A 25808-nucleotide genomic window follows, 5' to 3' on the forward strand; every position below is an offset into this window, starting at 1 on the left:
AGGTGATAGGCAAAGATGTTACGAACTCATTTATGCACAGATTTAGATGAAAAAAATATAGGCGAAAGCGTCACTTTATGTGGTTGGTGCAACACCTATAGAGATCATGGCGGGGTTGTGTTTATTGATTTGCGGGATAAGAGTGGGATTATCCAGCTTGTATGCGATCCTACTTCTCCTGCTTATGCGCTTGCTTCGAGTGTTCGTGATGAATATGTGCTCATCGCTAAGGGTAAAGTGCGATCTAGGGGGGCTGGGCTTGAGAACCCTAAGCTCAAAACAGGCAAAATCGAAGTGGTCTTAGATGGAATCAGTATTGAAAATAAAAGCCAAACTCCGCCGATAACTATCGGTGATGGGAGTGTCAATGAAGATTTGCGGCTAAAATATCGGTATTTGGATTTGCGCTCTCAAAAATCATTTAAGATTTTTAAAACTCGCAGTGATATAGCCATTGCAACAAGAAATTCACTCGCTCAAATGGATTTTATCGAGGTCGAAACTCCCATTTTGTCTAAGACCACACCAGAGGGAGCTAGGGATTATTTGGTGCCTAGCAGGGTGCATAAAGGAGAGTTTTTTGCCCTCCCGCAAAGCCCTCAGCTTTTCAAGCAATTACTGATGGTGAGCGGCTTTGATAGGTATTTTCAGATAGCCAGATGTTTCCGTGATGAAGATTTGCGTGCAGACAGACAGCCAGAATTCACCCAGATTGATGTGGAAATGAGTTTTTGCACGCAAGAAGATGTGATGGGCGTGGCTGAGCGATTGATTCAAGATATTTTTGCTGCAGCTTCTATAGACATACAAATCCCTTTTGTGCGCTTGCCTTATGCAGAGGCTATGGAAAAATATGGGTCAGATAAGCCCGATTTGCGTTTTGATATGCCTCTTGTGGAGGTCGGGGATTTGTTTGTTGATTCTAGCAATGAAATCTTTAAAACTATCGCCAAAGACAGCAAGAAAAATCGTTTCAAAGCCCTAAAAGTCAAAGGTGGGGATGGTTTTTTTAGCCGTAAGACACTCACAGAAACTGAGGAATTTGTCAGGAAGTTTGGCGCTAAGGGCTTGGCATATATCCAATACAAAGAAGACGGCTTGAAGGGACCTTTGGTGAAATTCATCACGTCACAAAATCTCGAGAGCTTAGTGGAGCGTCTTGGGCTTGCGCTCGGAGATATTGTGTTTTTTGGTGCAGGGGATAAGAGGGTGGTTTGGGATTATATGGGTCGGTTGCGACTCAAGATTGCCCAAGATATGGGGCAGATACCTGAGGGGCAGTTGAATTTTTTATGGGTGGTGGATTTCCCGATGTTTGAGCAAGCAGATGGCAAAATACAGGCCTTGCACCATCCATTTACAATGCCAAAGGATTTAGACACACAAGATCTTGAAGCAATCCAATCCTATGCTTATGATGTCGTTCTTAATGGTGTAGAGCTTGGTGGGGGGAGTATAAGAATCCATCAATCAGACATACAAGAGAGGGTTTTTGAGATTTTAGGTATCCCAGCGCAAGAAGCTAAGAGCAAGTTTGGATTTTTGCTCGAAGCCCTAAATTATGGTGCGCCCCCACACGGAGGATTTGCTATTGGGCTTGATCGTTTGGTGATGTTACTCACGCAAACAAGCAGTATCCGAGATGTTATCGCCTTTCCAAAGACTCAAAAAGCTTCTTGCTTGCTCACACAAGCCCCTAGCAATGTCAGCCAAGAGCAGCTCCAAGAGTTGCATATTCGCTTGCAAAATATTTGATGGAAACCATCAAAGCAGATAAACTACAAAGGAGATCATCATGAAAAAGCTATTTTTGATCATTGGAGCACCAGGAAGTGGCAAAACGACTGACGCACAACTCATTGCCCAAAACCACGCAGATAAGATTGTGCATTACTCTACAGGGGATCTGCTCAGAAATGAAGTGGCTTCTGGGAGTGAGCGGGGGCGCTTGATTGAGAGTTTTACGAGTAAGGGGAATTTAGTGCCTTTGCATATTGTTGTAGAAACAATTGTGACAGCTATCAAAAATGCCCCCAAAGATGTGATACTCATCGATGGCTATCCTAGAAGTGTGGAGCAAATGGAGTCTTTAGATAATGTGCTCAAATCTCAAGATGGAGTCGCACTCATCAGCGTGATTGAAGTAGATGTCAGTGAAGCAGTGGCTAAAGAAAGGGTCTTAGGACGTGCAAGGGGGGCTGATGACAATACTGAAGTATTCAACAATCGCATGCGTGTCTATCAAGAGCCCCTCAAGGCTATCCAAGAGTTTTACACGCGCTCAAAAATCCTCAAACGCATCAATGGTGAGCGCACGATCGCAGAAATTGTCAAAGAGATGGAAGATTTTATCCAATCAAAAATTTAAGGAGTAAAAATGAATATTGCTAAAATACCAATAGGAGAGAATCCAGAAAAAATCAACGCTGTCATAGAAATCCCCTATGGCTCTTGTATCAAGTATGAAATCGATAAAGAAAGTGGTGCTGTTGTTGTCGATAGAGTGATGTATAGTGCGATGTTTTATCCTGCTAATTATGGCTTTGTCCCCAATACATTGAGTCAAGATGGCGATCCAGCTGATATTTTGGTGCTCAATGAATATCCCCTCCAAGCAGGGAGTGTCATCAAGTGTCGCTTGATTGGTGTGCTGATTATGGAAGATGAAAGTGGATTAGATGAAAAGCTTTTAGCCCTGCCTATTAGCAAGATTGACCCACGCTATGAAAAAATCAAGACATTAGAAGATTTACCTCAAATCACACTAGATAGAATCAAAAACTTTTTTGAAACTTATAAGATGTTAGAGCCCAATAAATGGGTCAAGGTCAAAGGTTTTGCAGGAAAAGAAGAAGCAAAAGCGATTTTAGACAAGGCGATTGAATCTTATCAATGAATTAGGATTTCAATAGCTGCATGAATTCAGCCCGTGTCTTGGGGTCGGACTTGAAAAGCCCCCTGATGGCACTGGTGTTGATACTCACATCTTGCTTTTGCACCCCGCGCATACTCATACACAAATGCTTGGCTTCACACACGACCATTGCACCTTTTGGATTCAAGACCTCCATAATGGTTTCAGCGATTTGGGCAGTGAGCCTTTCTTGTATCTGCAATCTTCTGGAATAAATCTCGACTAAATGCACAAGCCCACTGATACCTACCACCTTTTTATCTGGGATATATCCGATACTGATATGCCCAAAAAATGGCAGTATATGGTGCTCGCACATTGAATAAAATTCAATATTTTTAATCAACACCATTTCATCGCAAGCCCCTTGCTCAAATATGCTCCCCAAGGCTTCTTTAGGGTTTTTCCCATAGCCACTATATAAAAATCCCCACGAGTCCTCTACGCGCTTGGAAGTGTTTTTTAGCCCCTCTCTGTTGGGGTCTTCACCGATTTTATTAAAAAAATAATTGCAATAATCTTGATGCTCCATTTATCTTCCTAGTAGGGATTTGATTCTGTTTTGGATACTTGGGTGTGTGCTAAAAACTTCAGAGCTATCAAATATATAAGCAGCTCTTCTGGTGGGATTGGTATCGATTTGGGAGTAATCATTGGTGCTATAATCGCCACTGATTTTTTGTAAAGCGCGTATCATGGGTCTTGAATCTTCCATAATATATGCAGCTCCACTATCGGCCATATATTCCCGACTGCGACTGAGATACATTTGTAAAAATAATGTAAAAATTGGCAAGATAAATTGCAAGACCAATAAAATCATTTTAGCAGTATTCGCACCTTTTTCACGATTACCTCCTAAAAATATCCAGACTGCTGAGTTGGCAACTAAAAGCATGATATTACTCAAAATCCCCACACACATTGTCAAACGAATATCCCCGTGCCTGATGTGACTGAGCTCGTGTGCCATCACGGATTTGAGTTCATCTCTTTGGAGATTATGGATCAAGGCTGTTGTGAGTGCTATCAGAGAGTTATCAGCGTTCCAACCACTCGCAAATGCGTTCATATAAGGGGCTTCCATAATATAAAGCTTGGGAGTGAAGGCGTTGTGGGATTCTTTGATGAGCTCTTCTAAAATCTCATAGAGATACCGCTCTGTCTTGCTTAAAACCTTGCTTGGATCGATGAGCTTATAAGTGCTCCCATTGAGCATAATGCCGGTGAAATTTTGGATAGAAAAATAGATAATCCCCAACGCAACAAGCAGCATACAAACACTCACGATTGGGAAAACTTTAAAAGTAATGAGCGATACAAATCCAGCACTCAAAGAAGTCGCATTGATTCTGATGATATCTACAAGCAAGCCAATCAAAATAAAAATAGCAATATAAGTGAGTAAGACAGCGTTTGTTTTGGCGCGATTTTGAGAGATGATTGATTGAAAATCCATTGTCTTTCCTTTTTGCTTGATGCCTATTATGACAAAAAAATTTTAATCAACTTTAATATTGCGATGGGCTAGTTCTTCGATAAGCGTTGTCCCATAAGAGCCCTTTGGGAGGAAAAACTCTAGCTCGACCCAAGCTTGCTCAGCGATATAGCGGTATTTGATTTCTTCTGCCCAAATCCACGCAAATCTTCTCGCACCATTTGCTTGGATCTTTGTATCATCAAAGCTTTGCTCCAATATGCCACTTTGCCCTGTGCTTCGTGGTGTTTTTATCCCCGATAAAAGTCCTGTAGGGGTGATAAGCTTTTGATAAAAGCGCTCAAAATCATCGCACATATCGAGTGCAAATAGCTTTCCGTGCGGATAATGGTGCATCAAATCTCCCTCAAAAAGCTTGAAAAAATGGGGCTGTGCTTTGATGGCCTTGATAGCTTCTAATGGGAGATTGGGGGCGTGGTCTTTGAGTGCGTGTTTGATCATATCAGGCTCAAACCCCTCAAAAATCCTGCTGATTTTAACCCGCAAAGCCAGCCATTGATTGAATAAAAAACTCTGATAGCTTGAGAGCAAAAAATGATTGAGTTTTTTGTCTTTGAGTCGCATTTGTTGGTGGGCGATTTTTTCTCCATCTAAATGGTTGGTGCTTTCTTTGCCAAATCGCTGATACCCAAAGTAGTTGGGCAGTCCATTTTTGGCGATAATTTGGAGGACAGAGTCTATTTTTTGGAAGTTTGCAGGGGAGATTTTTTTGAGTCGTATGAAGAAGCTATTGCCCTTGAGATGTCCTATTTTTAGCTTGTTGTGATGATAAGAAGAAGAGAGGATTTTGATGTTTTTTTCTTCTAAGGCTGCAATCTTGCCCTCTAGGGCTTTGGTGAAATTTTTATGGATAGAGATGTATTGGGTGGTTGTAGCTGATTTATCTTTAAGCCCTGCATAGCCTATTTCACTAGCCTTGCAGCCGATGAGTCTAGAGATGATTTTTATCATCTCTAAAGTGCTTAAGCCCTTTTTTCGGACACAAATCACCCAATGCTCGCCTGTCTGAGAGCAGGGATACAAGGGGACTTCACGCACCATAAAATCCCTAGAATTTTGTGAGAAATAAAAATCAATGGGCGAGTGGTTGTAAGCGTAGATTTTTTCCATCAGATAATGGTTCGTTTGATAAATGGAGATAGGTTTGTGAGTATTTCATAAGGAATCGTATCCAGCATTTGTGCTAGCAACTGAGCATTATCAAAGACACAAACGCGCTTAGCTCGAGAGATACAAGAAAAGCAGTCCATTGAAGTGATAGGCAAGATAAGATACCCTTCTGCTGTGGTGAGTGTGCCTTTGTTGCCATTATGGCGGAATAGCCCATCACCATAGCCAACATCATAGGTGCTGATTGTGGTGTCTTGATCTAAGATACTTTTACCACCATAGCCGATTTTAGAGCCTTTTAAGAGATGTTGTTCGCAGATTTTATCTGCCCAAAGTGAAGCAATGGGCTTGAGTGAATCAGCGATTGGCAAGGGAAAGGTATTACCCAAATAGCCATACGCTCCAATCCCAATACGCACCAAATCATCATCGATTACAGCACTTCTGAGGGTGCCAGAAGAAGAGAGTGTATGGAAACGAGGCAAAGGAAAGCCTAGTTTGTTGGAGAGATAAGTAATCGTCTGCTTGACTTGCAAAAAGTTTTTTTGGGCTTTTTCAAAATCACCCCCCGTTTCATCTCCATAGGCATTATGGGCAAAAACGCCCAAAAGATGGAGCTTTTTATGCAAGATATTGCTAACAAATGATTCTAGCGCTGAAATAGGGATACCATTTCTGTTCATACCCGTATTGACCTTAAGCTCCACATACGCCCCTGCTTTGATGTTCTCTAGGGCTTCTGGGGCATTGATAGAAAGGGCGATATTACGGGGAGAGTGGGGAGAGAGAGAGCCATAGAGTGCCGTGACATATTCAAAGAGATGGGCAATTTTGAGGGCTTCTGATTCGTTTTTGACAAAAACATTTTTGATACCATAGTTGTGTGCTAATGTGGCGATTTGTTCGAGTCCGTGACCATAGGCGTTGTCTTTGAGGACTAGGGCAAGTTTATTCTTGTCTTTGATGTGTGCGGTGATGGTATCAAGATTGTTTTTGAAAAATCTTGAGTTGATGAGTATTTCAGCCATAGCTAGATAGGAATATCGGGGAAATCCCCGATAGATTATTTTTTGGGAGGGAGTTGTGAGATATAGTCAGCGAGTGCTTCGATATCTGTATCTGAAACATTTTTCATCTGAGCATACATAATCGCTTTTGCCCCGCCATTATCAGCTGTGCCAGCTTTATAACCTTTGAGGTCAGCAAGCAACTTTGCTTTAGGCAATCCTGCGATAGTGACACCACCTTTAGCGCCTGGGGCGACTTTTTGTCCATTGGCTCCATGGCAAGCAACGCATTTTTTAAATGCTGCAGGAGCCTCTGCAGCCATAGCCATACTGATAGCACCTAAAAATGCTACGATGAGAAGTTTTTTCATCTGAATCTCCTTTTTTGTTTGTGTTGAAAGTTTGCTTGAAGACATAAAGCAAGCCTTTAAAACGGGGGAATTTTACAGATTTTAACCTTATATAAACATAAGTTTTATAATTTTACCCTTGAACTAAAAGCCCTTGAGAGCGAGAGTTGGTCAATGTTTTCAAGACCAATTCCCGTGGGGACTCCTTGCGCGATTTTGCTAAATATCAAATCCATATCTTGCAATCTGTCTTCGATAAAAAGCATAATTGCCTCATTAGCAAGCGTGGGAGAAAATGCAAAGATGATTTCTTGGATTTTATTTTCGCAGATATATTTTTTAAACGCAGTAAAATCTATGGCTTCGAGCTCTTCGACCACTTGATATTTGCCATTAAAATCACCGATTTCTTCGATGGTAAAAATATCTTTTGGGTGCAAGACTATGCAGAGCTGTCCGTTTTGGCGATGGGGATCTAAGCAGATTTCACACACCTCGCTCTCGCTCAAGCCTCCACACAAGCTGCATTTTCGCACATAATCAATCGCATTTTCTATGGCGTGGGCAATTTTTAAAGCAAGGTATTTGTCCTCAACACTCAAGCTATAAGCCATTTTTTGTGCAGATTTTTTGCCGATACTCGGGAGTTGCTCTAGGGCTTCTGTGAGGGAAAAGAAATGATTGAGGGTAGTTTTATAAGTTTTCATGAACGCAATCATAACCCAAGGAATTTTAACAATGGATAAAACTTTTTTAAGATAGAATTTCGCCTTTATAAAATCTTATTAGTAGGAGATAGGTGATTTGGAACAATTTGATTATTATGAGATTTTAGAAATCAGCAAAAGCAGCGATAAAGAAACAATCAAAAAAGCCTATAGAAAAATGGCGCTCAAATACCACCCTGACAGAAATCCTGATGATAAAAATGCCGAGGAGATGTTTAAAAAAGTCAATGAAGCCTATGGGGTTTTAAGCGATGAATCCAAGCGCCAAGTCTATGATAGATACGGCAAAGAGGGGCTTGAGAGCAATGGATTTAGTGGATTTGGAGGGAAAGACTTCAGCGATATTTTTGGAGATTTGGGCTCTATTTTTGAATCAGCATTTGGTGGGGGCTTTGGCTTTGGGCAAGGGTCAAGGCAAAAGGAATCGCGAACAAAATTCAACCCTGATTATCTTTATAAGCTAGATTTGAGCTTTAAAGAAGCTGTGTTTGGTTGCAAAAAGACAATCAAGACCCGATACAAAGCTTATTGCAAGGATTGTGATGGCACAGGAGCAAAGGACGCTAAACTAGAAGTTTGCTCGACTTGCGGGGGTAGGGGGCAGGTGTTCATGCGACAAGGTTTTATGACTTTTGCACAGACTTGCTCAGCTTGCTCAGGCTCAGGGCATAAGATCCAAGAAAAATGCTCAGCTTGCTTGGGCGAGGGCTTTAAGTTTGTTGAAGAAAGCTTTGAAGTCAATGTGCCTGAGGGGGTTGATGATGAAAACAGAATACGCGTCATTGGCAAGGGAAATCAGCAGAAAAATGGTCAGCGAGGCGATTTGTATATCATGACATATGTTGAAAATGATGAATACTTTGTCCGTGATGGGAATGATGTGTATATAGAAGTGCCCGTATTTTTCACAGCGATTCCCTTGGGCTCAAAGCTCAAAATCCCATCATTGCGTGGAGAGCTCGATCTCCATATCCCTGCAAATTCTGAAGATGGCTCACGATTTGTATTCAATGGCGAGGGGGTCAAAGATGTGAGTTCTAAAGCTTATGGCAAGCTTGTGGCTGTGATAAAAATTATTTATCCCACCAAGCTCAATGAGGAGCAAAAAGAGCTTTTGAAGAAGCTCCACAATAGCTTTGGCTATGAAAGCGAACCCCATACAAATTTGTTTGACGCGTGTTTTGAAAGGCTTAAAAATTGGTTCAAACCAGAGAGCAAAGCCAAGGGCAGAAGGAAAAAATAAATTTCTCTTTAAAATCCCCTCCCTTTTTTAAAGCAAATTTTCATCAAGTTTTATTCTGACAAAAAAAAGGGGGGGCTTCAAGCACCTCTCAAGCTATCTAAATAGCCTTTTTATCTAAAACAGCCCCTCAAGCTTCAAAGAGAGAAAATAAAAAATTTAAGAGAGAGAGGTCGCAAAATGTCTGACTTCTGTATCGAGCGCTAAAATATCTTCTTGTGTCCCTAAATGCCCCAAAGCAGAGCCAAATTTCTCTAAAGCCCTTTCGATAATCACGCGGATACGACCAAAATTGATTGCATGGTCTAAAAATTTTTTGACAGCTATTTCATTGCTAGCATTGAGGATAAGACCTAGTTTCGGGTTTTGCAGTAGTGTGTCTTTGAGTTTCCAGAGCGGGAATTGCTCTGTGTTGATGGGCTCAAACTTGATACTTTGGAGTTTCTCGAGTGTGAGCCCCTCAATCACACGTTCTTTGAGTGCTTGCGTGCTATCGAGTGCATAGGCGATAGGGAGTTTCATATCTGGATAAGCAAAGTGTGCTGTGATACTCCCGTCTATAGATTCAATCAAGGCGTGCACATTAGAAGTTCTCTCGATATAGCCCTCAATTGCCTCAGTCTTAAAAAGCCATTTAGCCTCTAAGACTTCAAAAAGTTTATTGACCATACTTGCAGAATCGATGGTGATTTTTTTGCCCATTTTCCAGTTAGGGTGGCAGAGTGCATCAGCGGGGGTTTTGAGCGGAATATCTTGATGGGGTGTATCGCGAAATGCCCCTCCACTTGCTGTGATGAATAACTTCTTAAACGGGCGTTTGCTTTGGAGATACCAAAGACCAAAATGCTCGCTGTCAATGGGGATAATATCGCTTGTATCTAAAAGCCAGCCAGCACTCACAAGGGATTCTTTGTTGGCCAGGGCTAGTTTTTTGCGGTGTTTGAGGCTCGTAAATGTGGGATTGAGTCCAGCAAAGCCCACTAGGGCGTTGATGACTAAAGAAGAATCTGAAGCAGCGATCATTTCAGAAATACCCTCTTGCCCTACAAAGACTCTAGCGCCTTGTGGCTTGAGGGCAGGGAGGTCTTGGACAGAGAGAATCGCTACATTTTTAGGTCGGTGCAAGGCAATTTGTTGGTTGAAAAGCTCGATATTGCGCCCAGCGCTCAAGCTTTCGGCTTTGATATGGAATTTGTGTGCGATATAGAGGGCATTGACCCCAATCGATCCTGTGCTGCCTAAGAGTATCATCAAAGCCCCTTATAAAACGATGAGAGAAGTTTCCTTCCAAGTTTGCAAAAAATACAGCAAAAAGTGCATTGTGATCGCACCAAATAACACAGCATCAAGCCTATCTAGCACGCCTCCATGCCCTGGTAGGATATTCCCGCTATCTTTGAGTTGCGCGTTTCTCTTGAGGTAGCTCTCATAAAGATCGCCTAAAATCGCACTCACAGATATAGCAAATGAGATCAAAAAAGAGATGATAAAATTCCCGCTCAAGCTCCCCATACCGATGAAACTCCCAATAGCTACAGCTATGGCAAGACCGATGATAGCACCTTCTAGGGTTTTGTTTGGTGAAGTGGGGGTAAAGGGCGTTTTCCCAAAAGCTTTCCCACCAAAATACGCTCCGATATCAGTCAGTGCGACCACGATAACAAGCCACCATATCGCATACACGCCAAAGTCTTTATAAATGGCAAATAGAGCCAAAAAGGGAATGCTAGGATAGATAAAAGGGAGGATTTGTATGGGATTGAAAGATTTTTTATAAGCCAAAAAGCCCGCCATCACCATTGCAATAAAAATTGCTGCTTCTATGGGTCTGCCATTGAGCCCAGCCAATACCCATAAAATCACAGCAAGCAGATACATCATCAGATGGGATTTGCAGCCAAAAAGTTTGATAGCTTCAAAAAACCCAAACAGATAAGCAATCCCCAAGATTGCCCAAATCAAGGGCGTGTTGTCTATGTATAAAATCAAAGCCAAGCACACAATGAGAATGATCCCAGTGATATAACGCGATTTATTACTCAAAAAATTTTCCTTCAAACTCATTTTTCCCTCATTTTGTTTGGATACATCAATGCAATTATAATGCAAAACTGATTAAGCTTGGTTATAATTGCCCTAAAAGTTTTCAAGGCTATCGATGGAATATGATGTGATTGTAGTAGGTGGTGGGCATGCAGGCATAGAAGCAAGCCTTATCAGTGCAAAAATGGGTGCAAAGACTCATCTGCTGACGATACTGATAGAAAATATCGGTCTAGCAAGTTGTAATCCAGCTATAGGCGGGCTAGGCAAGGGACATCTGACTAAAGAGGTGGATGCACTGGGTGGGGCGATGGGGCTTATCACTGATAGTTGTGGTATCCAATACCGAGTTCTCAATGCTTCAAAAGGCCCAGCAGTCAGAGGCACGCGTGCGCAAATCGATATGGATCAGTATCGCATATTTGCAAAAGATCTTATCTTGAATACGCCCCATTTGAGCGTTTCTCAAGAAGTTGTTGAGGGATTGATCGTGCAAGATGGTCGGGCGATCGGGTTAAAAACTAATATCAATAAAACTTATTTTGCTAAAAAAATCATCATCACTACAGGCACATTTTTGCGGGGATTGGTGCATATAGGTGAGAGTCAAAGTCAAAATGGCCGATTCGGAGAAAGTGCATCTATTGGGCTTTCACAGAGTCTTGAATCTCTAGGATTTGAGATGGGGCGGCTCAAGACAGGGACTTGCCCTAGGCTTGATGGGAGGAGTATAGATTTTTCTCGGCTAGAAATCCATAGTGGTGATTTCCCCCCACCTTTTTTTAGCTATAAAACCGATAGAGCTTCCTTCAATCCCAATCAGTTGCCTTGTTATGTGACTTATACAAATGCTAATACCCATAAGCTCATCAGAGATAATTTCCATCGTGCCCCACTTTTCACCGGACAGATAGAGGGCGTAGGGCCTAGGTATTGCCCTAGCATTGAGGATAAAATCAATCGTTTTGCTTCTAAAGATCGCCATCAGCTTTTCTTAGAGCCCCAAACAGCCAAGGGAGTGGAATATTATGTCAATGGCTTGAGCACTTCTTTGCCCTTTGATATCCAAGAGCAAGTGATTGCTTCCATCGAGGGGCTTGAAAACGCTAGAATCACTCGTTATGGCTATGCGATTGAATATGATTATATCCAGCCTACTGAGCTTTTACACACCCTTGAAACCCGAAAAATCAAAAATCTCTATCTCGCAGGCCAGATCAATGGCACTACAGGCTATGAAGAAGCTGCAGCACAAGGGATTATGGCAGGAATCAATGCAGTTTTAAGCCTTGCAAAAGATGAAAAACAAGAGAGATTTGGGGGCTTAGAGGAGCTTGTTTTGCGTAGAGATGAGGCTTATATTGGTGTGATGATTGATGATTTGGTGACTAAAGGAACCAAAGAGCCTTATCGGGTCTTTACCTCACGGGCTGAATATCGTCTTTTGCTCCGTGAAGACAATGCACTTTTTAGGCTCGGAGATTATGCGCACAAGCTTGGTGTGATGGACTCAAAAGACTATGAAGCCCTTTGTATAGACCAAAAAAACATTGCGTGGGCTTTGGAGTATTTAGAAAATGAAGTTCTCACGCCATCAAAACAAAATCTTGCCTTGCTTGCAAGCTTGGATGAAATGCCTATCAGTGATAAATGCTCGCCTAAGCTCATCATCGGCAGAGATAGCTTTGATAGCACAAAACTCAAAAAAATGTATCCGCAGTTTAGTGCCCTAAGCCCTCGGGCATTAGAGCAGATCCATATCCAATGCAAATACCAAAGCTATATCCAAAAACAACACGAAAATATCGCCAAATCCCATCAAATGCTCCAAGTAAAAATCCCCCAAGACTTTGTGTTTGAAGGTATCCCTGGCTTGAGTTTGGAGGTGGTCGAAAAGCTCAATACTTTCAGACCCCAAAGCCTTTTAGACGCTTCTAAAATCAGTGGAATCACCCCTGCAGGACTTGATGTGCTGCATTTATATATCCATCTAAGAAAAGCTAATAAAAGATAAAACAATGCAAAACCAAACAAACAACCAAACCAATATTCAAGCCAAGCCCGCACAAACACAAGAAGCAAAATTGACCCCCCTAGAGGTCTTAAGCCAGCTAGTGAGCTACCCTACCATCACGCCCAAAGAATGTGGCGCATATGCGTTTGTGCGCTCTTTGTTGCCTGATTTTGAAGTTTTTGCGCTGGAGTGTGAGGGGGTCAAAAATCTTTTTTTATTCAAACATTTTGGTGACAGATCCAAAAAGCCTTTGCATTTTTGCTTTGCAGGGCATATTGATGTCGTCCCCCCAGGGGAGGGATGGGAGAGTTCGCCATTTGTTCCAGAGCTGCGTGAGGGGTATCTTTATGGTCGTGGGACGCAAGATATGAAGAGTGGTGTGAGTGCGTTTTTGTGCGCTCTGAGGGATTTTAAGCCCACAAAAGACCAAAAAGGGCATTTGATACTTTCTGCCTTACTCACTAGCGATGAAGAGGGGCCAGGTATCGGCGGGACTCAAGCGATGTTAGAGGCCTTGTCCCAAAAAGGTTGGCTGCCTGATATGGCTATAGTCGCTGAACCGACTTGCCGCGAAAGTATGGGCGATACAATCAAGATCGGCAGACGCGGTTCTATCAATGGTCTGATTGAAATCAAGGGCATACAAGGGCATGTAGCCTATCCTGAAAAATGTCAAAATCCCATCGAATTACTCGGGGAGAGATTGGGGAAAATAGCAGGTGTGTATTTAGATGAGGGCGATGCGGTGTTTGCCCCTAGCAAGTTGGTGGTGACTGATATGCGTGGTGGGTTAGAAGTAGTCAATGTCACACCCCCTAACTTGAAGCTGATGTTTAATGTGCGCCATTCAACGCAGACAGACCTACAAAAGGTGCAAAGCTATATCGATGGAGTTTTAAAGGGCTTGAGATATGAGTGCAAGCTGACACAGAGTTCATTGCCCTTTTTGACCTCGAAAAATTCGGCTCTGATACACTTGCTCCAAAAGATTATCACAGAAGTATGCACGCAAACTCCCAAGCTAGACACAGGAGGGGGGACAAGTGATGCGAGGCATTTGAGTGCTTTTGGTGTTGAGGTCGTTGAATTTGGTGTGCGTAATGATCGGATCCATTCAGTCAATGAGCGGGTTTGTGTGGCTGATTTGGAATTTTTGTATAAAATCTTTTTAGATTTATTGTGCCATTTAAATGTGCAAACAGACACACAAAGTGATATCAATTCAAGGAGTGATGATGGAGAATAAAACAATACTTTTTCAATCAGATAAAATCGGTGAGGGTGCGCTCGGGAATATCGTGAGCGCGGGCTTTATTGGCACGCTTTTACAAATGCCCCAAGAGCTTTTGCCCCAAAGAATCGTGTTTTTAAACACAGGGGTATTTCTTAGCACCCAAAATTCCCATATAGACAACACAGGGGTGGTAGAAACTTTAAAGACTTTAGAAAAGATGGGAGTGGAGATTTTTTCTTGTGAAACTTGTTTGGTGCATTTTGGTCTTAAAGATAAGCTTTTGGTGGGGAAAATCGGCAATGCTGTTGCTATCATGCAAAATCTTTTGAGTAATGATGGAGTGATTTTATTTTGAGGTATGTATGCAAGAAAAAAGATTAACCAAATTCGTTAGTTGTGCGGGTTGAGCTGCCAAAGTGGGTCTGGAAGACCTCAAACAAATCACGGCAAATCTCAATCAGCCCCATTATGATGGACTGCTCTTAGACTTTAAAGAAAACGATGATTGCGGGATTTTTAGGCTTGATAGTCATACGCTTTTGGTGCAGAGTGTGGATTTTATCACGCCAATTGTTGATGATCCTTATATCTATGGGCAGATAGCAGCTGCTAATGCGTTGAGTGATGTCTTTGCTAAGGGGGCGAGGGCTTATACAGCGATGGGCGTTTTGATGTGGGATAAGGAGCATATTGACACCACAGGAGTCCATCAAATCCTTCAAGGCGCTTTGAGCAAACTCATAGAGTGTGGTTGTGCTCTTTTGGGAGGGCATAGTATCAATGACAAAGAGCAAAAATATGGCTTGAGTGTGACAGGGATTATCAAAGATGGGGTATTTTGGAGAAACAATACAGCCAACTCTGGTGATCTCATCATTCTCACCAAACCCATTGGGAGCGGGATTTTATCCACAGCATTTAAAAACGATGTGATCGCATATCAAAATGACCTCGATGTGGTTGTATCTATGCGCACGCTCAATCTCAAGGCCTCATTGTGCGCAAAAAACTTTGAAATCAGTGCTTGCACTGATGTTACAGGCTATGGTTTGATCGGGCATTTGAGTGAGATGGTTAATGAAAATATCTCGATTTGCTTGCATTTTGATGAGATACCATTTTTTCAAGGGGCTTTAGAACTTGCTGATCGTGGGGTCGTTCCCAATGGCAGCCTTCAAAACAAAAAGGCACTCGCACCGATGGTAAAAAGCTCCATACTTGCCAATGATATTATTTGCTATGATGCGCAGACTTCAGGGGGATTGCTCCTAGCTATCAAGGCAGAAAATGCTCAAGATTTACTCAAGATGTTAGCAGCAGAGGGGATAGAGGGGCATATCATCGCGCAATGTATCCCCAAAAGCACTTATCCTATCTATTTGCAATGATTTTATCTGGGTCAATCAGGCAATTAAAGGGAAAAATTAGGTTTTTAAAGATATAATGGCGACTCATTTTCAAATTTCATTGGAATGAAAAAGCTCACACACGCTAGTTCTTCAAAGGTTGCAGCGATAGCTGTTAAAGAGCGTGGAGGCAAAAACTGATTGACACAAGGAGAATACTATGGTAACGATGAAAGATTTATTGGAATGTGGTGTGCATTTTGGACATCAAACAAGAAGATGGAACCCAAAAATGAAACGTTTTATTTTTGGTGTGCGTAAAAATATCCATATCATTGACTTACAAAAAACACTGCGCTATTTCCGATACACTTATAATATCGTCAGAGATGCAGCAGCAGAGGGCAAGACTATTATGTTTGTAGGCACAAAAAAACAAGCCAATGAAACACTCAGAGAATATGCCCAAAAAATTCAAGTGCCTTATGTAAATTATCGCTGGCTTGGTGGAATGCTGACAAATTTTAGCACAATCAAAAAATCTGTCAGAAAGCTTGAAATCATCGAAGAAATGGAAGCTAGCGGGCAGATTGACTTGCTCACTAAAAAAGAAAAACTGATGATTTTGAGAAAAAAAGAAAAGCTCGATAAATATCTTGGTGGCGTGCGCCATATGAAAAAAGCACCCGATATGATTTTTGTCATTGATGTAGTCAAAGAAAAAATCGCTGTAGCTGAAGCTAGAAGACTAGGGATTCCCGTGGTAGCGCCCTTGGATACTAATTGCGATCCTGATGTGGTGGATTATCCTATTCCGGGCAATGATGATGCGATCCGATCGATCCAACTTTTTTGCAAAGAGATCAGTGAGGCAATCATTGAAGGTCGAGAAATCGCCGGAAAAGATGCAGAGCTAGCTCTTGAGAGCACAGAGCAAGAGCCCGCTTCTGATGCAGAGAAAAAAGAACTTTTAGATGAAGTGACTGCTGAAATCGAAAAAGAAATGGCAAAAGGAGAGTAAATGGCAGAAATCAGTGCACAACTTGTAAAACAACTCCGTGAAATGACTGATGCTGGTATGATGGACTGCAAAAAGGCATTGGTAGAAACAGATGGGGATATCAATCAAGCTGTAGAATATCTTAGAGAAAAGGGCTTGAGCAAGGCAGCAAAAAAGGCTGATAGAGTCGCAAGCGAGGGGGTTATCTCCTTAAAGGTCGCCCCTGATTTTACACAAGCTGTTATGCTTGAAATCAATAGCGAAACAGATTTTGTTGCTAAAAATGATGGCTTCAAAGAGCTTGTAGAAAAAACTTCTTCGCTTGTCCAAGACAAGAAAATATCCACTACACAAAGTCTTTATGAGAGCCATATTGATGGTGTTGGCTATGAAGAATACCTCAAAACTCAAATCGCTAAAATCGGTGAAAATATCGTTGTCAGAAGAATTGCGTCCATCACTGCTGGGGCTAATGGCATTGTCAATGGTTATGTGCATTCTAATGGTAGAGTAGGGGTTTTGATTGCGATTACTTGTGATGAGGCTAAAAATGCCCTTGCGTGTGCTGAGTTTGTCAGAAGTATCTGTATGCACGCTGCGGCGATGAAACCTCAAGTCTTGGATTTCAAGGCTTTTGATTCTGCGTTTATCCAAAAAGAAAAGACAGCACTCATCGCTGAACTCCAAAAAGAAAACGAAGAGCTCAAAAGACTAGGCAAACCCCAAAAAACAATCCCCAAATATGTCAGTCGAGTCGAACTCACTGAAGCGATCTTAAAAGAGCAAGAAAATATTTTCAAAGAAGAGCTAAAAAAACAAGGCAAGCCAGAGGCTATTTGGGATAAAATTATCCCCGGTCAGATGGAGCGCTTCATCGCAGATAACACTCTAATCGATCAGAGACTGACACTTTTGGGGCAGTTTTTTGTGATGGATGATAAGAAAACTATCGCTCAAGTCTTGGAGCAAAAATCCAAAGAACTCAAAGACAATATCCGTATTGTGGATTATATAAGGTTTGAGCTTGGTGAGGGGATCGAAAAAAAGGTGGAAGATTTTGCTCAAGAAGTCGCTGCTCAAATGCAGTGAGCTAGCTATATCAAAGCCTAGATAAATCTTAAGGTTAATTTTAAATATCTTTATCTTTCTTGATAGCCCTTTGATAGTGCTATCACTATAGCAGCCATAGTGCTATCTCATCGGCTAAAAAGTAATCATTAGCGACCAATCTATCGCCTTTGAGATGGCATTTGTTTTCTGCGAGCAAGATATTGATTTTCCCAGCATTGAGCAGTGACTTTGCTACCCCAATCTCACAACGCAATCCCAAAAAAATACTCTCGAGTCTAAAATCTTTGGCACTCAAGAATTCCTTGCGTTTTTCTAGGGGATTTTGGATATAAGTCTTGATACTAGAGTGTGAATAAATCCGATAATCTCCAATCCTCCCCACTGCCCCCGCACCACAGCCGATATATTCTTGAGCTGCCCAATAAGCGAGGTTGTGTTTGACTTTATAGCCTCTTGTGTAGTTTGAAACTTCATATTGGCTAAAGCCTTGTTGCTTGAGTGCATCTCTGATTTCTTCAAAAAAGCAATATTTTTGTGGATTTTGTTCATACAACCCCGCTAATTTAGTGTCCTTTTCAATACTCAGACTATAGGCAGAGAGATGATTGATAGGCAGTTTTGAGGCATTTTGTATTTCTTGAAAAATGCGATCTTTATTATCTTGTGGGGTGTCATAGATGAGATCGATACTGATATTTTCAATCCCGCTTTGAGCGGTCGTGTCTATGGCATTAAAAACTTCTTTGTCATTATGCTCTCTTTGTAAGAATTGCAGTTTGTCGGCAAAAAAGCTCTGCACGCCCATACTGATACGATTGAGCCCAAGACTTTTGAGTCCATCGCACCATTGCTTGCTAATCAAATCGGGGTTGGCTTCAGCTGTGATCTCACAATCAGAATGCACTTTTGCACTCTGATGGATTGTCTGAAAAATCGTTGCATAGTCTTTGACTCCAATGCTATTGGGCGTCCCTCCACCAAAAAATATCGAATCAATCACAGCGCTATTTTGCCCCAAAGCATATTCAAGATCCTTGCTGAGTGCTTTGATGTATGGCTCTTTGAGGGTATCTTGGTTGTCATAAGAGTTGAAGGCACAATATCCGCATTTGCTTGTGCAAAAAGGTATATGGATATAGAGAATCATTTTTTCCTAATTTTTGAGATTTTGTTAAGAATTTATTAATGATATTAGCAATATTATTATAACTTCATTTCAATATAAAAGGAAGATATGATGAAAAAGTTATTACCAGCAGTCGTTGTGATTGCCTTGGGAGTAGTGGGACTGAACGCTGCAGATCCTGCAACAATCATCAAGACAAAATGTCAAGCTTGCCATGGTGCTAATATGGAAAAAGCAGCTTTGGGTAAGAGCAAAATTGTCAATACCCTTGATAGTGCAAAAATCAAAAAAGATTTGATGGGCTATAAGGCTGGCACACTCAATCAATACGGGCTAGGTGCTACAATGTGGGGGCAAATCAAGCCTTTGAGTGAAGCTGATATTGATGCTTTAGCCAAATATATTCCTACGCTCAAAAAATAATTTGGGGGACTCTCCCCAAACTTCTGACAATTTACTTCCCAATAAACAAACCTTAAAGTTTTTATTCATTATAATTCAAGCAAATATTTTGATTGGAGTGTATTATGAAAAATAGCAAAAGCTACAGACCTAATGTAGCCGCAGTGGTTTTATCATCAAGCTATCCCAACAAATGTGAATTTTTGGTCGCCCACCGCACAGACATCAAAGGCGCTTGGCAGTTCCCACAAGGCGGGATAGACGCTGGTGAAACGCCACTTTATGCGCTCTATAGAGAGCTCAAAGAAGAGATTGGCACTGATAGTATCGAAGTCATCGCTGAATACCCTGAGTGGATCAAATACGACTTCCCCTCAGGCGTGAGTAAGAAATTTTATCCCTTTGATGGCCAGAAGCAAAAATATTTCTTGGTGCGGCTGAAAAATGACACATTGATTGACATACAAACGCATATCCCTGAATTCAATGAATATAAATTTGTAGCTTATGAGGAGCTTTTTGAGCAAGTGACGCATTTTAAAAGACCCGTGTATCGGCAAGTGATCGATTATTTTAAGAGGGAAGGATATTTGTAATGCTGGTTGTGCAAAAATATGGTGGGACAAGTATGGGGGATTGTGAGCGCATAGCAAATGTCGCTAATCGCGTGATGGAGGCCAAGAGGGCAGGGCAGTCTGTGGTGGTGGTGGTTTCTGCGATGAGCGGGCAGACAGATACACTCATCAATTACACAAAATTTTTTTCAAAATTCCCCAATGAGCGTGAAGTGGATATGGTCTTAAGCAGTGGAGAGAGGGTCACAAGCGCACTTTTAGCCATTGCTCTGCAAGCCCAAGGGCAAAAGGCTATTTCTCTATCAGGGCGAGGCGCGGGGATATTCACAGATGATATGCATACAAAAGCAAGGATTGAATATATTGACACAAGCAAAATCAAACAATTGCTCGCACAAGACTATATTATTGTCATCTCAGGCTTTCAAGGTATCACACAACAAGGCGAGGTGACTACATTGGGGCGAGGGGGGAGCGATTTGTCAGCTGTTGCGATTGCAGGGGCTTTGAAGGCAGATTTGTGCGAGATTTATACTGATGTTGATGGGGTATATACCACCGATCCTCGAATCGATAAAAATGCTAAAAAAATCCATAGAATCAGCTATGATGAAATGCTCGAGCTTGCTTCTATGGGAGCAAAAGTCTTGCTCAATCGCTCTGTAGAGCTTGCTAAAAAATGGAATGTCCCTTTGGTTACACGCAGTTCTTTTACCCACGATGAGGGGACTTTAATCACAACGGAGGAAAACATTATGGAAAAACCCATTGTCAGTGGGATTGCCTTAGATAAAAATCAAGCCAGAGTCAGTATCACCAATGTCTATGATCGCCCCGGTATTGCAGCAGAGATATTTGGCACTCTAGCAGATGCGCATATCAATGTTGATATGATTGTCCAAACTCTAGGGCGAGATGGCAAGACAGATATTGATTTTACGATCCCACAAACTGAAACAGATATGACTAAAAAAGTCTTAGAAAAATTTTTAGATAGCGTTGAATCGATTGATTATGATTGTGATATTGCTAAAGTTTCCATCGTGGGCGTAGGGATGAAATCCCACTCGGGCGTGGCAAGCACGGCATTTAAGGCTTTGGCAAAAGAAAATATTAATATCATGATGATTAGCACAAGTGAAATCAAAATCTCTATGATTATTGCTAGCAAATATGCTGAACTTGCAGTGAGAACGCTCCATTCTGTGTATGAGCTCGATCGATGAATAGTAGTATTGATATATCAGATTGGATGCTAAAGACGATTCGTGAAGAGGGCGATCAAGTGGCCTTGATGAGTGGGTGGCTAGAGATGAATCGCTATCAATGGACTTCTTTGGTTTCACGCACCATCACCCACTTACTCAATGGCGGTAGTGTGCTTGTATGCACAGATGAGGAGCGTGAGTGGTTTGGTAAATATATCGCATCTTCAATCAATCGCTTAGGCGGGCAGGCAAGGCCTATCGTGCCTGTTTTTGATTTCAAAGACACCCTCCCTAAAAAATCCATCTTCAAAGAAGCAGCTTTGGTCAATGATATGTTAAGTATCGCTTATAAAGACTATGCTTTTTGGTATATCGGCAAGGTCAATACAATACTGGCCAATCTCGCTATGAGTAAAGAAAATGGCTTTTTATGGATTTTTGATGAATCTGTCCAAGATGGCATTATGCTCAATTCCTTAGACAAGATGATTGATTATAAGTTGATCCAATTATTTAGGATTTTTGAAGAAGCGCTTTTTGGTGCTTTGTTTGGGAAAATCACACTAGAATGACAGATAAACACGCAAGTTGCATTGTTTTAAGCAATGATTTAGACCACGAGCTCCAATACCAGAGTATGCATATCAAAGGAGAGTTTTTGTATGTGCTTGCTTGTGATGAACTCAAGATAGAAGATGCGCATGAGATTTTGACACAAGCTTATATCACCTCAAAAGAGCTCAAAACCATCATCATTGCAGCAAATTCTTATAATATTTTTGCTCAAAATGCCCTGCTGAAGCTGCTTGAAGAGCCGCCCAATCGGACGCGTTTTGTCTTGATTGCAAAAAACAAAACCTCCTTTTTGCCCACTATCCGATCGCGACTCCCCCTAGAAGACAAGCGCAAAAAGGTCAGTTTCCAAGACCTCAATCTTGATTTTAAAAATTTCTCCCTCAAAGATATTTATCTGTTTCTCAAATCTCTTGAAGTAGACGCCAATATCTCCAAAGACAGCACAAAAGAAAAAATACAATCGCTTTTGTTTATGGCTAAAAAGCATGGATTTTCACTCAATGAAGCCGAGCTAAGGAGCTTTGATGCAGCAATCAATGCCAATCACAACTATCAAAAAGATGTTTATACTTTTTTGCCATTGCTTTTGATGTTGCTCCAAAAAATCAAAATATCCAGAAATTCCAAAGGGTAGGGTATGTTTGTCAAGCAAATCCATCTCAATGCACTGCCCCAAGCACTCAAGCAGATTCAAAGTGACTTGCATGGGCAAAAAATCATGCAAAAAAAGGGCGAGTTATTGCTTTTTGAGATACAAAATCTCCCGATGAGTGCAGTGATGATCCTCAAACAAGAGGCTTTGAGCGCAGGGGGGGACTTTGCCACACCTAAAAAATGCATATTGGCTAAAGAAACTCATTATAATGGCATTTTGATTGCCACTCAATCCCAGCTAGAAAAGATTATCTCTAAGTGCAAGCTCCAGCCTTTTGGCCTCAAAGCCCTTGCCCAAACACTCACCACACATCTCAAGCACCACAAGCCCTCTTGGGATATTCCTACGATTATGGCGATTGTCAATATCACGCCTGATAGCTTTTTCTCTCCTAGCAGACACGATACTCAAAGCGGGATTGATAGAATCTATACGCTCATAGAAAAAGGCTTTGAGCTCATCGATATCGGAGCAGCTAGCTCAAGACCAGGCAGTGAGCTCATTGAGCCATCTGTGGAGATTGCTAGACTTCAGGGCGTGATGGAAGAAATCCATACACAAAAGCTCTTTGAAAAAGTAACTTTTAGTATCGATACATACAACCCCAAAACAGCTGATTTTGCCTTGAGCCATGGGGTAAAAATCATCAATGACATCAGTGGGTATCACCACCCTGATATGGCAAAAGTCACTGCTACATACGGCGCAACTGCTATTTTGATGCACTCTAAAGGCACGCCCCAAACAATGCAACAAATGACAGATTACACTGATTTGTTCGCTGAAATCGATACATTTTTTACCCATAAAATCCAGTGGCTGCAGTCTTTTGGTATCCAAAATATCATTTTGGACATTGGCTTTGGCTTTGCTAAAAATCAAGCACAAAATCTAAGCCTCATCAAGCACCTCAAGCATTTCTCGCATTTTGGCTTTCCGCTTTTAGTCGGGGCAAGCAGGAAACACACAATAGGGCTTATCACCCAAAGAGAAGCGCAAGACAGGCTTGCAGGCACGCTCGCCCTCCATCTCATCGCACTGCAAAATGGTGCAAATATCTTGCGTGTCCATGATGAAGACGCTCATTTGGATATGCTGAAAGTTTATCAGGCTTTGGAGGCAGTGTTTTGAATGATAGCAATGTTTCGCATGATTTTGTGATGATAAAAACATACTTGAAAAATAACGGGTATGATGGGGCTGAGCTTGAAAAATATAATACATCTCAATTGCTTGAAATGTATCAAAATCATATCTCTAAAGAAATCCATATTTTCCAAACTTTCCTCAATCAAAACCACGCACTGACCCTAGCGCCCATCAAAGACCACGCCATACAGCAAGAACTTAGAACAAAAATCTCTGCAGTCAAAAAGAAATTTTCAAAGATTTATGACCTCATTGACACTTATATGGGCTATTATGATTATGAAGAGTTTTTAGAAATCTTATGCGTGCAACTCAGCAATATCCCTGCAACAAAGATAAAAAAAGCACTCCAAATCAAATACCACCAAATCCAGCAAGTCTGGCTAGAGGGGCTAGAAGACCAACTCCAAGATCTGCCCGCAGAAGAAAGGGCTACTTTGATGCAGTATTATCAAAGACATCAAAATGATTTTAGCAAGCTAGAAAAAGTCTATGAAGACTCCAAAAATCCTGCATATATCCAAAAGCTAAAAAAAATCGCAGAAGACAAGCTGATGGTTGTCAAAAACTTTATGCCCTCTTTGATGGAGGAAAATTATCCAGCCTATTACAACGGAACTCCCAAAAAGTTAGAACTCATAGAAAAGATTTCAAAACTCACCAATTCTTATCCCAAAAAATATCTCAAAACTCTCATGATTTCACAGCTAGAGCTCTTAGAATCTGACATCATCGAGCAAAATCAACGCGAAATCCAAGACAAAAAACTATTCCAAAAATACACCAAAGCCTTTTTGGAGAGTCTGAATTCTATGGAGGATAATGATTTCTCAAAAGTCTGTTTAGACGCCATCAGTGAGCTCAACAGCGAGCAGCTTCAAAGGGTTGTGAGCTTTTTAGCGAGTAAAAATAAATTTTTCCTCACTCGCTTTGAAGCCCTCACCAAGGGGTTTAAAAGTATCATCAAGACAAAAATTATCTGATGGGGTCTTTAGTGCGCTAAATATTAAATAATTTTTGATATTTTCTGATAAAATATTCAAAGATAAGTGAAAGGACTGATGATGCAACCTCAGTATTCTCAAAAAATCCAAAACCTCTCAGAGTCTGCTACTATCGCTATCAGCACGCTTGCTGCAGAGCTAAAAGCCAAGGGCAAAAATATCTTGAGTTTTTCTGCAGGAGAGCCCGATTTTGACACACCTCAAGTCATCAAAGATGAAGCAATTAGGGCTTTGAACTCAGGCTATACCAAATACACACCTGTCGCAGGTATTCCTGAACTGCGTCAAGCCATCGCAGCCAAGCTCAAAAGGGAAAACAATCTTGATTATACCCCTAGCGAGATTCTTGTGAGTAATGGGGCCAAACAATCGCTATTTAATGCACTCCAAGCGCTCATAGAGCAGGGCGATGAAGTCATTATCCCCGCACCTTATTGGGTAACATACCCTGAAATAGTGATTTATAGTGGAGGGAAGCCTGTATTTATCCCCACAGATGAGGCGACAGATTTTAAGATCACGCCCAAGCAGCTCAAAGAAGCTATCACGCCCAAAACAAAGGCACTCATCTTGACAACCCCATCTAATCCCACTGGGATTGTCTATACACAATCTGAGCTCATACAAATCGCACAGATTCTTCAAGGAAGCAATATTTGGGTGATTAGTGATGAGATGTATGAGAAATTGACCTATGATATAGTATTCACTTCAGCAGCTTCTATCAGTGAGGATATGATGAAGCGGACTATCACGGTCAATGGCTTGAGTAAGTCTGTGGCGATGACTGGCTGGCGTATGGGATATTTAGCGACAAAAGATACAAAATTGCTAAAACTGATGAATAACCTCCAAAGTCAATGCACCTCTAATATCAACTCCATCACTCAAAGGGCTTCTATTGTGGCTTTAAATGGGGAGGCTGATAGCGATATTGAGATGATGCGTGAAGCCTTTCAAAAAAGGCGCGATCTTGCTTGTGAGCTGATAGAAAACATTGCTGGATTGAGCGTTTTGAAATCTCAAGGGGCTTTTTATCTGTTTATCAATATCAAAGATATCACACGATATAACGGGGATTCGATGAGATTTTGTAAAGATCTCCTAGAAACTGAGGGCGTCGCACTTGTCCCAGGCAAAGCTTTTGGTATGGACGGGTATGTGCGCTTTTCTTTTGCTTGCTCCAATGAGCAGATCACTGAGGGCTTCAAACGCATTGCAAAGTTCCTCAAAGGCTAAAAGGTCGATTTTAAGGGGTTTTGATGGGGTTTTGATAGTGCAAAGTTTTTAAATTTTTTGAATCATACTTTGAATCATACAAGGCTCTTGTGTCGATAACTTCGTGCCCTCGCAATGCTTGTATCAATCATCGATGATAGAGAGATGATAGAGAGATGAGATAGAGATGAGATAGAGAGATGATAGCAAAAGAATTTCTAGCCAGAGCAGAGAAAGGCTCTTAAATCCTAGCTTTTGAGTCAGAGCTTTTAGGTTAGTTTTAATTTTTAGCACTCCATAGATTAGACTGATAAATATTGCATATCAAATATTTTGACAC

At 41.4% G+C, this 25808-nt stretch carries 27 protein-coding genes; 18 read left to right on the forward strand and 9 right to left on the reverse strand.

The annotated features are described in order from the left end of the window. Positions 1 to 15 precede the first annotated feature (15 nt). Genes aspS through ppa form a run of 3 tightly spaced genes read left to right on the forward strand, consistent with a single transcriptional unit; the run spans position 16 to position 2896 of the window. Positions 16 to 1755: an aspartate--tRNA ligase gene (aspS, locus tag BKH46_RS00595; RefSeq protein WP_095224877.1), complete on the forward strand. Its 1740-nt coding sequence runs from the start codon at positions 16 to 18 to the stop codon at positions 1753 to 1755. Positions 1756 to 1795: 40 nt separating this feature from the next. After that, a complete protein-coding gene (locus BKH46_RS00600) occupies positions 1796 to 2368 on the forward strand; it encodes an adenylate kinase (protein WP_095224878.1) in 573 nt (190 codons plus the stop codon). A gap of 9 nt (positions 2369 to 2377) precedes the next feature. Next, positions 2378 to 2896 (forward strand): inorganic diphosphatase, encoded by a 519-nt coding sequence (gene ppa, locus BKH46_RS00605; RefSeq protein WP_095224879.1) that lies wholly within the window; start codon positions 2378 to 2380, stop codon positions 2894 to 2896. A 1-nt stretch (position 2897) separates the two neighbouring features. Here the strand turns inward: ppa and folE are convergent, their stop codons facing one another. From folE to recR, 6 genes are all read right to left on the reverse strand, one after another. Beyond that, the gene (gene folE / locus BKH46_RS00610; RefSeq protein ID WP_095224880.1) at positions 2898 to 3446 is read right to left on the reverse strand and encodes a GTP cyclohydrolase I FolE; all 549 of its coding nucleotides are present in this window, start codon (positions 3444 to 3446) and stop codon (positions 2898 to 2900) included. Continuing rightward, positions 3447 to 4373: a zinc metalloprotease HtpX gene (gene htpX / locus BKH46_RS00615; RefSeq protein ID WP_095224881.1), complete on the reverse strand. Its 927-nt coding sequence runs from the start codon at positions 4371 to 4373 to the stop codon at positions 3447 to 3449. It abuts the gene before it with no gap. 42 nt (positions 4374 to 4415) lie between these two features. Continuing rightward, complete coding sequence (gene truD / locus BKH46_RS00620; RefSeq protein WP_095224882.1) at positions 4416 to 5522, reverse strand: tRNA pseudouridine(13) synthase TruD; 1107 nt, start codon at positions 5520 to 5522, stop codon at positions 4416 to 4418. Further along, positions 5522 to 6550, reverse strand: coding sequence for an alanine racemase (locus BKH46_RS00625; RefSeq protein ID WP_095224883.1), 1029 nt, complete (start codon positions 6548 to 6550; stop codon positions 5522 to 5524). Before BKH46_RS00625 ends, truD begins: the two co-directional genes overlap by 1 nt. A 35-nt stretch (positions 6551 to 6585) precedes the next feature. After that, positions 6586 to 6900 carry a c-type cytochrome gene (locus tag BKH46_RS00630; protein ID WP_095224884.1) on the reverse strand — a complete coding sequence of 105 codons (315 nt, stop codon included), beginning with the start codon at positions 6898 to 6900 and terminating at the stop codon, positions 6586 to 6588. Between the two features lie 104 nt (positions 6901 to 7004). Further along, positions 7005 to 7586: a recombination mediator RecR gene (gene recR / locus BKH46_RS00635; protein ID WP_095224885.1), complete on the reverse strand. Its 582-nt coding sequence runs from the start codon at positions 7584 to 7586 to the stop codon at positions 7005 to 7007. A gap of 97 nt (positions 7587 to 7683) precedes the next feature. Between recR and dnaJ the strand changes: the two genes are divergently transcribed. Further along, positions 7684 to 8850 (forward strand): molecular chaperone DnaJ, encoded by a 1167-nt coding sequence (gene dnaJ / locus BKH46_RS00640; RefSeq protein ID WP_095224886.1) that lies wholly within the window; start codon positions 7684 to 7686, stop codon positions 8848 to 8850. A gap of 156 nt (positions 8851 to 9006) precedes the next feature. Here dnaJ and dxr read toward each other — a convergent pair whose 3' ends face one another. Together dxr and BKH46_RS00650 are read right to left on the reverse strand one after the other, a co-directional pair. After that, positions 9007 to 10098: a 1-deoxy-D-xylulose-5-phosphate reductoisomerase gene (gene dxr, locus BKH46_RS00645; RefSeq protein WP_095224887.1), complete on the reverse strand. Its 1092-nt coding sequence runs from the start codon at positions 10096 to 10098 to the stop codon at positions 9007 to 9009. Positions 10099 to 10107: 9 nt separating this feature from the next. Beyond that, entirely contained in the window at positions 10108 to 10911 is an 804-nt protein-coding gene (locus tag BKH46_RS00650) for a phosphatidate cytidylyltransferase (protein ID WP_095224888.1), read from the reverse strand. 94 nt (positions 10912 to 11005) lie between these two features. Between BKH46_RS00650 and mnmG the strand changes: the two genes are divergently transcribed. The 6 genes from mnmG (at position 11006) to tsf (ending at position 17573) form a co-directional block, all read left to right on the forward strand. Further along, a complete protein-coding gene (mnmG, locus tag BKH46_RS00655) occupies positions 11006 to 12904 on the forward strand; it encodes a tRNA uridine-5-carboxymethylaminomethyl(34) synthesis enzyme MnmG (RefSeq protein ID WP_095224889.1) in 1899 nt (632 codons plus the stop codon). Between the two features lie 70 nt (positions 12905 to 12974). Next, complete coding sequence (gene dapE / locus BKH46_RS00660) at positions 12975 to 14150, forward strand: succinyl-diaminopimelate desuccinylase (RefSeq protein ID WP_095225030.1); 1176 nt, start codon at positions 12975 to 12977, stop codon at positions 14148 to 14150. Continuing rightward, positions 14140 to 14493, forward strand: a complete 354-nt coding sequence (locus BKH46_RS00665; RefSeq protein WP_095224890.1) for a DsrE family protein — start codon at positions 14140 to 14142, stop codon at positions 14491 to 14493. Before dapE ends, BKH46_RS00665 begins: the two co-directional genes overlap by 11 nt. 61 nt (positions 14494 to 14554) lie before the next feature. Further along, the gene (selD, locus tag BKH46_RS00670; protein WP_095224891.1) at positions 14555 to 15526 is read left to right on the forward strand and encodes a selenide, water dikinase SelD; all 972 of its coding nucleotides are present in this window, start codon (positions 14555 to 14557) and stop codon (positions 15524 to 15526) included. Between the two features lie 178 nt (positions 15527 to 15704). Next, entirely contained in the window at positions 15705 to 16505 is an 801-nt protein-coding gene (gene rpsB / locus BKH46_RS00675) for a 30S ribosomal protein S2 (RefSeq protein WP_095224892.1), read from the forward strand. Then, a complete protein-coding gene (gene tsf / locus BKH46_RS00680) occupies positions 16506 to 17573 on the forward strand; it encodes a translation elongation factor Ts (RefSeq protein ID WP_095224893.1) in 1068 nt (355 codons plus the stop codon). 85 nt (positions 17574 to 17658) lie between these two features. Here tsf and hemW read toward each other — a convergent pair whose 3' ends face one another. Beyond that, positions 17659 to 18702: a radical SAM family heme chaperone HemW gene (gene hemW, locus BKH46_RS00685; RefSeq protein ID WP_095224894.1), complete on the reverse strand. Its 1044-nt coding sequence runs from the start codon at positions 18700 to 18702 to the stop codon at positions 17659 to 17661. 90 nt (positions 18703 to 18792) lie between these two features. Between hemW and BKH46_RS00690 the strand changes: the two genes are divergently transcribed. From BKH46_RS00690 to BKH46_RS00725, 8 genes are all read left to right on the forward strand, one after another. Continuing rightward, positions 18793 to 19104 (forward strand): c-type cytochrome, encoded by a 312-nt coding sequence (locus BKH46_RS00690; RefSeq protein WP_095224895.1) that lies wholly within the window; start codon positions 18793 to 18795, stop codon positions 19102 to 19104. A gap of 104 nt (positions 19105 to 19208) precedes the next feature. Beyond that, entirely contained in the window at positions 19209 to 19679 is a 471-nt protein-coding gene (locus BKH46_RS00695) for an RNA pyrophosphohydrolase (protein ID WP_095224896.1), read from the forward strand. Then, entirely contained in the window at positions 19679 to 20884 is a 1206-nt protein-coding gene (locus tag BKH46_RS00700; protein WP_095224897.1) for an aspartate kinase, read from the forward strand. The genes BKH46_RS00695 and BKH46_RS00700 overlap by 1 nt, the downstream gene beginning before the upstream one ends. Next, positions 20881 to 21438 carry a HobA family DNA replication regulator gene (locus BKH46_RS00705; protein ID WP_095224898.1) on the forward strand — a complete coding sequence of 186 codons (558 nt, stop codon included), beginning with the start codon at positions 20881 to 20883 and terminating at the stop codon, positions 21436 to 21438. Before BKH46_RS00700 ends, BKH46_RS00705 begins: the two co-directional genes overlap by 4 nt. Further along, a complete protein-coding gene (locus BKH46_RS00710) occupies positions 21435 to 22076 on the forward strand; it encodes a DNA polymerase III subunit delta' (protein WP_095224899.1) in 642 nt (213 codons plus the stop codon). Before BKH46_RS00705 ends, BKH46_RS00710 begins: the two co-directional genes overlap by 4 nt. Before the next feature lie 3 nt (positions 22077 to 22079). Further along, positions 22080 to 23228 (forward strand): dihydropteroate synthase, encoded by a 1149-nt coding sequence (folP, locus tag BKH46_RS00715; RefSeq protein ID WP_095224900.1) that lies wholly within the window; start codon positions 22080 to 22082, stop codon positions 23226 to 23228. A gap of 29 nt (positions 23229 to 23257) precedes the next feature. Then, positions 23258 to 24229, forward strand: a complete 972-nt coding sequence (locus tag BKH46_RS00720) for a hypothetical protein (RefSeq protein WP_143428888.1) — start codon at positions 23258 to 23260, stop codon at positions 24227 to 24229. 81 nt (positions 24230 to 24310) lie between these two features. Then, positions 24311 to 25489 carry a pyridoxal phosphate-dependent aminotransferase gene (locus BKH46_RS00725; protein ID WP_095224902.1) on the forward strand — a complete coding sequence of 393 codons (1179 nt, stop codon included), beginning with the start codon at positions 24311 to 24313 and terminating at the stop codon, positions 25487 to 25489. Positions 25490 to 25808 lie beyond the last annotated feature (319 nt).

This window comes from Helicobacter sp. 12S02634-8, from assembly GCF_002272865.1.
Taxonomy (GTDB): domain Bacteria; phylum Campylobacterota; class Campylobacteria; order Campylobacterales; family Helicobacteraceae; genus Helicobacter_J.

Bases quoted from the DNA above. Each gene is read 5' to 3' on its own strand.
- aspS (WP_095224877.1), top strand. From the start codon at position 16: ATGTTACGAACTCATTTATGCACAGATTTAGATGAAAAAAATATAGGC.
- BKH46_RS00600 (WP_095224878.1), top strand. From the start codon at position 1,796: ATGAAAAAGCTATTTTTGATCATTGGAGCACCAGGAAGTGGCAAAACG.
- ppa (WP_095224879.1), top strand. From the start codon at position 2,378: ATGAATATTGCTAAAATACCAATAGGAGAGAATCCAGAAAAAATCAAC.
- folE (WP_095224880.1), bottom strand. From the start codon at position 3,446: ATGGAGCATCAAGATTATTGCAATTATTTTTTTAATAAAATCGGTGAA.
- htpX (WP_095224881.1), bottom strand. From the start codon at position 4,373: ATGGATTTTCAATCAATCATCTCTCAAAATCGCGCCAAAACAAACGCT.
- truD (WP_095224882.1), bottom strand. From the start codon at position 5,522: ATGGAAAAAATCTACGCTTACAACCACTCGCCCATTGATTTTTATTTC.
- BKH46_RS00625 (WP_095224883.1), bottom strand. From the start codon at position 6,550: ATGGCTGAAATACTCATCAACTCAAGATTTTTCAAAAACAATCTTGAT.
- BKH46_RS00630 (WP_095224884.1), bottom strand. From the start codon at position 6,900: ATGAAAAAACTTCTCATCGTAGCATTTTTAGGTGCTATCAGTATGGCT.
- recR (WP_095224885.1), bottom strand. From the start codon at position 7,586: ATGAAAACTTATAAAACTACCCTCAATCATTTCTTTTCCCTCACAGAA.
- dxr (WP_095224887.1), bottom strand. From the start codon at position 10,098: ATGATACTCTTAGGCAGCACAGGATCGATTGGGGTCAATGCCCTCTAT.
- BKH46_RS00650 (WP_095224888.1), bottom strand. From the start codon at position 10,911: ATGAGTTTGAAGGAAAATTTTTTGAGTAATAAATCGCGTTATATCACT.
- mnmG (WP_095224889.1), top strand. From the start codon at position 11,006: ATGGAATATGATGTGATTGTAGTAGGTGGTGGGCATGCAGGCATAGAA.
- BKH46_RS00665 (WP_095224890.1), top strand. From the start codon at position 14,140: ATGGAGAATAAAACAATACTTTTTCAATCAGATAAAATCGGTGAGGGT.
- rpsB (WP_095224892.1), top strand. From the start codon at position 15,705: ATGGTAACGATGAAAGATTTATTGGAATGTGGTGTGCATTTTGGACAT.
- tsf (WP_095224893.1), top strand. From the start codon at position 16,506: ATGGCAGAAATCAGTGCACAACTTGTAAAACAACTCCGTGAAATGACT.
- hemW (WP_095224894.1), bottom strand. From the start codon at position 18,702: ATGATTCTCTATATCCATATACCTTTTTGCACAAGCAAATGCGGATAT.
- BKH46_RS00690 (WP_095224895.1), top strand. From the start codon at position 18,793: ATGAAAAAGTTATTACCAGCAGTCGTTGTGATTGCCTTGGGAGTAGTG.
- BKH46_RS00695 (WP_095224896.1), top strand. From the start codon at position 19,209: ATGAAAAATAGCAAAAGCTACAGACCTAATGTAGCCGCAGTGGTTTTA.
- BKH46_RS00700 (WP_095224897.1), top strand. From the start codon at position 19,679: ATGCTGGTTGTGCAAAAATATGGTGGGACAAGTATGGGGGATTGTGAG.
- BKH46_RS00705 (WP_095224898.1), top strand. From the start codon at position 20,881: ATGAATAGTAGTATTGATATATCAGATTGGATGCTAAAGACGATTCGT.
- BKH46_RS00710 (WP_095224899.1), top strand. From the start codon at position 21,435: ATGACAGATAAACACGCAAGTTGCATTGTTTTAAGCAATGATTTAGAC.
- folP (WP_095224900.1), top strand. From the start codon at position 22,080: ATGTTTGTCAAGCAAATCCATCTCAATGCACTGCCCCAAGCACTCAAG.
- BKH46_RS00720 (WP_143428888.1), top strand. From the start codon at position 23,258: ATGATAAAAACATACTTGAAAAATAACGGGTATGATGGGGCTGAGCTT.
- BKH46_RS00725 (WP_095224902.1), top strand. From the start codon at position 24,311: ATGCAACCTCAGTATTCTCAAAAAATCCAAAACCTCTCAGAGTCTGCT.